The sequence below is a fragment of the Streptomyces prasinopilosus genome (assembly GCF_001419695.1).
Classification (GTDB): domain Bacteria; phylum Actinomycetota; class Actinomycetes; order Streptomycetales; family Streptomycetaceae; genus Streptomyces; species Streptomyces prasinopilosus.
Genome location: NZ_LIRG01000276.1, coordinates 1 through 6,669 on the forward strand (window position 1 = coordinate 1; position 6,669 = coordinate 6,669).

Below are 6,669 nucleotides of genomic sequence, written 5' to 3' on the forward strand. Positions count from 1 at the left end.
CACGACGGGTCGCCGGGCGGCCCGCCCGGCGACCCGTCGTGGTTCCGCTCCGGGGAGGCGGTGAAGGGCGCCCTGCGCGGCCGTCTGCACAACACCGCCTCCGGCCTGTGCGTCGGTGTCGTCGGCGGCCGGGCGGTCGCGGGCGCCGAGACCGAACTCACCGCCTGCTCGGCGGGCGGGGCCCAGCAGTGGACGTACGAGACCGACGGGCTGCTGCGCAGCGCCGCGGAACCGGGCCTGTGCCTGGATTCCCGACTCGGCTACTCGGTGCGCCTGGCCCGGTGCACCGGAGGGGCCCGCGAGGACTCCGGCAGCGCGCGCTACGACTTCACCGTCCAGGGCGCCCTGGTGCCCCGCTCCGGCCAGGACCTGGGCCTGGCCCCCGCCGCCACCGACGGCTCGGGCGCCCTCGTCCTCAAGGCCCGCGACGACACGGACGCCCAGCGCTGGGCGATCGCCCCCTCGGACCCCGGTCTCCGGACGAAGGTCGTCACCTGGGGCCCGGTCGAGGACGAGGGCGGAAACGAGGAGAAGGGGAACGACTAGGCGGACCGGGCCGGCCGGACCCTCAGGCTTCCTCCGCGAGCCCCAGCTCGGCCCAGATGGTCTTGCCCTCGGCGGTGTGCCTGCTGCCCCACCGCTGGGTGAGCTGGGCGACCAGGAGCAGCCCCCGGCCGCCCTCGTCCCAGGTCTTGGCGCGCCGCAGGTGCGGGGCGGTGTGGCTGCCGTCGGACACCTCGCAGATCAGCGTCGACGCGTCGCAGATCAGCCGGAGCCGGATCGGCGGCGCGCCGTAGCGGATCGCGTTGGTGACCAGCTCGCTCACCACCAGCTCGACGGTGAACGACACGTCGGTCAGCCCCCACACGCCCAGCTGGTCGAGGACCCGCTTGCGGACCGGCGCGACGAGCGCCGGGTCGGCCGGGATGTCCCAGGTGGCCACCCGGGAGGACGGCAGCCCACGGGTACGGGTCAGCAGCAGTGTCACGTCGTCCGTGGCGGAACCCGGCGGGAGCATCGCGTGCAGCACGCGGTCGCAGGCCTCGTCGAGAGCCCCGGAGGCCGCGTGGGACAGGGCCTCGCAGAGCACGTGGGGGCCCGCTTCCGTGTCCGCGCCGCCTCCCCGGCCGTCGACGAGGCCGTCCGTGTAGAAACCCAGCACACTGCCCTCGGGCAGCTCCAGCTCCACGGACTCGAAGGGCAGACCGCCCACGCCCAGCGGCGGCCCGGACGGCATGTCCAGCACGCGGACCGGCCCGTCCGGCGGGACCAGGACCGGCGGCGGGTGCCCCGCCCTCGACAGGGTGCAGCGCCGTGACACCGGGTCGTAGACCGCGTAGAGGCAGGTCGCGCCGACCTCACCGGGGCCGGCGTCGCCGGCCGACTCGTGCGAGAGGTGCAGGACCAGGTCGTCGAGGTGGGTGAGCAGTTCCTCCGGGGCCAGGTCGATGTCGGCGAGGGTGCGCACGGCCGTGCGCAGCCGGCCCATCGTCGCCGACGCCTGGATGCCGTGGCCGACGACGTCCCCCACCACCATGGCCACCCGCATCCCGGACAGCGGGATCACGTCGAACCAGTCGCCGCCCACGCCGGTGCGCGCGGCCGGCAGGTACCGGGACGCGGCGTCCACGGCCGCGGTCCTGGGCAGGCCGCGGGGGAGCAGGCTGCGCTGGAGGGTGAGGGTCGTCTCGCGTTCGCGCGAGTAGCGCCGGGCGTTGTCGATGCAGACGGCCGCACGCGCGGTGATCTCCTCGGCCAGCAGCACGTCGTCGTGGGTGAACGGCTCGGGATGCCGGTAGCGGGTGAAGGCCGCGACGCCGAGGGTGATCCCGCGGGCCCGGAGGGGGACGGACAGGATCGAGTGGACGCCGAACTCCCTGACCTGCCGGGCGTGGGCGTCGTCGACCGCGAGCCACGGATCGAGATCACCGGAGGGCACCGAGGCGACGACGCTGTGGCCGGCGATCAGGGAGTCGGCCTGGGGGGCGGCGGCCGGGTAGACGACCACCTCGCCCGGGGCGGTGACCGACTCGGGAGCGCCCGCCGTGCGGGACCGGTGGGTGATCCGGCGCAGCGGGACCGGCAGAGTGAACGGACCGGTGGGGTCGGCGCCCTGGTCGTGCTCGAGCAGGTCGACGCTGACGAAGTCGGCCAGCGCGGGGACGCAGACCTCCGCCAGCTCCTGCGCGGTCCGGGTGACGTCGAGGGTGCTGCCGATGCGCAGGCTGGCCTCGTTGACCAGCTGCAGCCGTGCCCGCGCCTTGTTCTGCTCGGTGAAGTCGTGGGCCGTCACGCAGACGCCGACGACCCGGCCGCAGTCGTCGGTGAGCGGCGAGATCCGGGTCAGCCAGGCCTCTTCGGGGCTCCTGCCGGCGACCTGCGGGTTCGTCCGGACGTCGTGCCCCCGGCCCGTCCGCAGCACCTGGCGCATGTGCCGCTCCAGCTCCTTGTGCCAGGGGTGGCCGCCGACGTCCGCGGGCGTCAGACCGCGCAGATGGACGGCCGGTAGTCCGAAGAGCTCCGCCATCGCGTCGTTGGCACCGCGCAGGCGCAGGTCCGTGTCGAAGACGACGGTGGCGCACGGGGACTGGACCATCGCCGCCCAGAGCAGCGCGTCCCCGGCCGGATCTGCGGGCCCGGACGGCAGCGGGGTGACGGCCAGCCAGCCGTCGGCCTCGCCGTCCTCCGGCCGGCCGCGGTGAGCGAGCAGCCACACGGTGACGGTGCCGCCGTCCCGGTGCCGGAGGGCGAGCGTGCCGCTCCAGCGCCTGCCGGCCGTCGGCCGGGGCGGCTGCGCCCCGTCGGCGAGCAGGCGGACCGCCGGGCGGCCGACCACCTCCTCGGCCCGGTGGCCCAGCAGCCGCCGAGCGGCCTCGTTCCACCGGGTGACGGTGCCGTCGGCGGCGATGACGGCCCGGGCCGTCACCGGATCGTCGAACGGGTCGTCCGCCCTCATCGTCGCCACTCCATCGCGCACACTCGCCGTGAACCGGTCGATCGCCGGAGTTCCACCCTAGTGCGTCCGGGGCGGGTGCGGACCGGAACCCCGCCCGGGCGGAGGGTCGCGGAGGGGACGCGAAGGACGGGAAGGACACCGGGGGCGGCCGCCGGGAGCGCCCGTCCCGGCCCGGTTCCCGCCCCGCCCGGCCGGCGCCCGGTACCCGCGTCCGGCCCGCGCCCGTCCTCCGGTGTCCGTCACCAGTACCGTCCCGCATGTTGACGGGGCGTCACATCTGCCACAACGATGTCCCCTGTGAATGGGAGCGCTCCCATTCGCAGTCGCCGCCGTGTCCTCCCCCAGAGGAGCCCAGACGTGAACAGACGCAGAACCGCGCTGCTGTCCCTGACCGGCCTGCTGGCGACCGCGCTCACCGCGCTGCCCGCCGCCCCGGCCGGAGCCGACGAGGTCGAGCAGGTCCGCAACGGCACCTTCGACACCACCACCGAACCCTGGTGGGCCTCCGACGGCGTCACCACGAGCCTGTCCGACGGTCGCCTGTGCGCCGACGTCCCCGGCGGCACCGCCAACCGGTGGGACGCCGCCGTCGGACAGAACGACATCACCCTGGTGAAGGGGGAGTCGTACCGCTTCTCCTTCTCCGCGGCCGGCGCACCCGCGGGCCACGTGGTCCGGGCGGTCGTGGGCCTGTCGGTCGCCCCGTACGACGCCTACTACGAGGTGTCCCCGCAGCTCGGCGTCTCCGGAGACACGTACTCCTACACCTTCACGGCGCCCGCGGACACCGAGCGCGGCCAGGTCGCCCTCCAGCTCGGGGGCAGCCCCGACCCCTGGCGCTTCTGCGTGGACGACGTGTCCCTGCTGGGCGGCGTGGAGCCCGAGCCGTACGAGCCCGACACCGGGCCCCGGATCCGCGTCAACCAGGTCGCCTACCTCCCGGCGGGCCCGAAGAACGCCACCCTGGTCACCGGGGCGGACGAGCGGCTGACCTGGCGGCTGAAGGACGCCGACGGCAGGGTCGTCCGGCAGGGCAGGACCGTGCCGCGCGGCGTGGACGGCTCCTCCGGGCAGAACGTCCACTCCATCGACTTCGGCGCCCACCGCACGCGGGGCACCGGGTACACCCTGGCCGTGGACGGCGAGACCAGCCGGCCCTTCGACATCGACGCCGGCGCCTACGAGCGGCTGCGGCTGGACTCGGCGAAGTACTACTACACCCAGCGCAGCGGCATCGAGATCCGCGACGACCTGCGCCCCGGCTACGCCCGCCCCGCCGGACACGTGGACGTGGCGCCCAACCGGGGCGACGGCGAGGTGCCCTGCCAGCCGGGCGTCTGCGACTACACCCTCGACGTCACCGGCGGCTGGTACGACGCCGGCGACCACGGCAAGTACGTCGTCAACGGCGGCATCAGCACCTGGGAGCTGCTCAGCACCTACGAGCGCGCCCGGCACGCCCGCACCGGACAGGCGGACAAGCTGGGCGACGGCACGCTGGACATCCCCGAGAGCGGCAACGGGGTGCCCGACCTCCTCGACGAGGCCCGCTGGGAACTGGAGTTCCTGCTGAAGATGCAGGTGCCCGAGGGAGAACCGCTGGCCGGCATGGCCCACCACAAGATCCACGACGAGCAGTGGACCGGACTGCCGCTGCTGCCGAGCGACGACCCGCAGAAGCGCGAACTGCACCCGCCGAGCACCGCCGCCACCCTCAACCTCGCGGCCACCGCCGCCCAGGCGGCCCGCCTGTACCGGCCCTACGACAAGGAGTTCGCGGCCGAGACCCTGGCCGCCGCGCGCACCGCCTGGGCGGCCGCGCTCGCCCACCCCGGGGAGTACGCGAGCCCGGACGACGGCATCGGCGGCGGCGCCTACCCGGACGACGAGCTGAGCGACGAGTTCTACTGGGCGGCGGCCGAGCTGTACCTCACCACGGGGGAGCGGCGGTTCGAGGAGTACGTCCTGAAGTCCCCGGTGCACACCGCCGACATCTTCGGCCCCCTCGGCTTCGACTGGTCGCGCACCGCGGCGGCCGGCCGGCTCGACCTCGCGACGGTGCCGAACCGGCTCCCGGGCCGGGACAAGGTCCGCCACTCCGTCGTCAAGGGCGCCGACCGCTACCTGGCCACGCTGACGGCCCACCCGTACGGCATGCCGTACGCGCCGGCCGGCGGCGTCTACGACTGGGGCTCCAGCCACCAGGTCCTCAACAACGCGGTCGTCCTCGCCACCGCCCACGACCTCACCGGTGCCGCGAAGTACCGGGACGGCGCGCTGCAGAGCATGGACTACATCCTCGGCCGCAACGCCCTGAACATCTCCTACGTCACCGGGTACGGAGAGGTGAGCGTGCAGAACCAGCACAGCCGCTGGTACGCCCGCCAGCTCGACCCGGCGCTGCCGAACCCGCCCGCCGGCACCCTCTCCGGCGGACCCAACTCGAGCATCCAGGACCCCTACGCGCAGTCGGTCCTCCAGGGATGCGTCGGCCAGTTCTGCTTCGTCGACGACATCCAGTCCTGGTCCACCAACGAGCACACCATCAACTGGAACGCGGCCCTGACCCGCATGGCCTCCTACGTGGCCGATCAGGGGTAGTCCGGAGCGCCCGGACCGGAGGCGTCGTCCCGTTCCGCGGGCCGGCGCCTTTGGCGCACCCCTTTCGGTACCGCCGTGCACCCACTCTGAACTGCTGGTATTTACGATCGAGTACCCGAGCGGTACCGTGAGGGCATGCCTGCTCTGAATGTGGAGTTCAGTGACCGTGAACTCGAGGACCTGCGGCAGATCGCCAAGGAGCGCGGTACATCGATGAAGGCGCTGGTGCGGGAGGCGGCCGCCGCCGACATCGCCCGCCACCGGGCACTCCAGGAGGGCGCGGAGGCATTCCGCCGGTTCTTCGCCTCGCACGCCGACGAATTCGCCGCCGCCTTCCCGGACGACGAACCGCGGGCCAGTGGCGCGGGACGGGCCGCCTGACCGATGTCGTCCGTTCTGCACATCGACGTGCCCTGGCTGCTCCAGCGGCACGAGGAGGTCCTCCCGGACCAGCCCACCGTCAACGACTTCTCGGCGCTGGTCGCCGCCGTCGCCCGGCACCGCGTCGACCCGCCCCGCCTCGGCGTGGACTCGGACGCGGCCTGGCGGGCCGCCGCCCTGCTGCACACGCTCGCCGTGCTCCGCCCCCTGCCGTCGGCCAACGCCCGCTTCGCCTGCGCCACGGCGGTGGCGTACATGTTCGTCAGCGGGGTCGGCATCGACCCGCCCTACGGCGCGATCGTCGACCTCGCCCGCGATCTGATGGCCGGGACGACGGATGTCTACGGAGCCGCGGACCGGCTCCGCTCCTGGCAGATCTGACACCACCACGGAATGAGGGAACCGGGGAGCGCGGAAAAACGCAGGTGGAAAGCCGGTGCGGGTGATCCCGGACGCGTTTTTCCTTTTGACTTCCTGTCAACGGCCGGAGGCTTCCCGGGCGCCTTGTTGGCCGTGTGCCGGTTGTGCGAGAGTGAGCCCCCCGTGAGGGGGTAAAATCCGGGGTCGCACGCGCGTTGATGAACCGGGTCCGCTTTCACCGTCGGTGAATTCGCGCCCTCCCGCGCAACACCGCCCAAGAGGCAGGCCCCCACGGGACTTCCCTTTTCGGCGCCAGAACTTCTGTGTCACCTGCGTGTGGGAAGGAACCACCTCAGTGCCCACCCCTCATT

At 73.5% G+C, this 6,669-nt stretch carries 5 protein-coding genes; 4 read left to right on the forward strand and 1 reads right to left on the reverse strand.

Annotated elements, in window-relative coordinates:
* On the forward strand, positions 1-546 hold a 546-nt coding region (locus AOK18_RS12935; protein ID WP_167738679.1), incomplete at its 5' end, for an RICIN domain-containing protein.
* Between the two features lie 22 nt (positions 547-568).
* Here AOK18_RS12935 and AOK18_RS12940 read toward each other — a convergent pair.
* Positions 569-2,956 (reverse strand): SpoIIE family protein phosphatase, encoded by a 2,388-nt coding sequence (locus AOK18_RS12940; RefSeq protein ID WP_055694439.1) that lies wholly within the window; start codon positions 2,954-2,956, stop codon positions 569-571.
* Between the two features lie 357 nt (positions 2,957-3,313).
* On the opposite strand from AOK18_RS12940, the gene AOK18_RS12945 reads away from it, so the two are divergent.
* From AOK18_RS12945 to AOK18_RS12955, 3 genes are all read left to right on the forward strand, one after another.
* Positions 3,314-5,557 (forward strand): glycoside hydrolase family 9 protein, encoded by a 2,244-nt coding sequence (locus AOK18_RS12945; protein WP_055694440.1) that lies wholly within the window; start codon positions 3,314-3,316, stop codon positions 5,555-5,557.
* A gap of 135 nt (positions 5,558-5,692) precedes the next feature.
* A complete protein-coding gene (locus AOK18_RS12950; protein ID WP_055571819.1) occupies positions 5,693-5,938 on the forward strand; it encodes a hypothetical protein in 246 nt (81 codons plus the stop codon).
* Positions 5,939-5,941: 3 nt separating this feature from the next.
* The gene (locus AOK18_RS12955) at positions 5,942-6,319 is read left to right on the forward strand and encodes a hypothetical protein (protein ID WP_055571818.1); all 378 of its coding nucleotides are present in this window, start codon (positions 5,942-5,944) and stop codon (positions 6,317-6,319) included.
* The last annotated feature ends 350 nt before the right edge of the window (positions 6,320-6,669 follow it).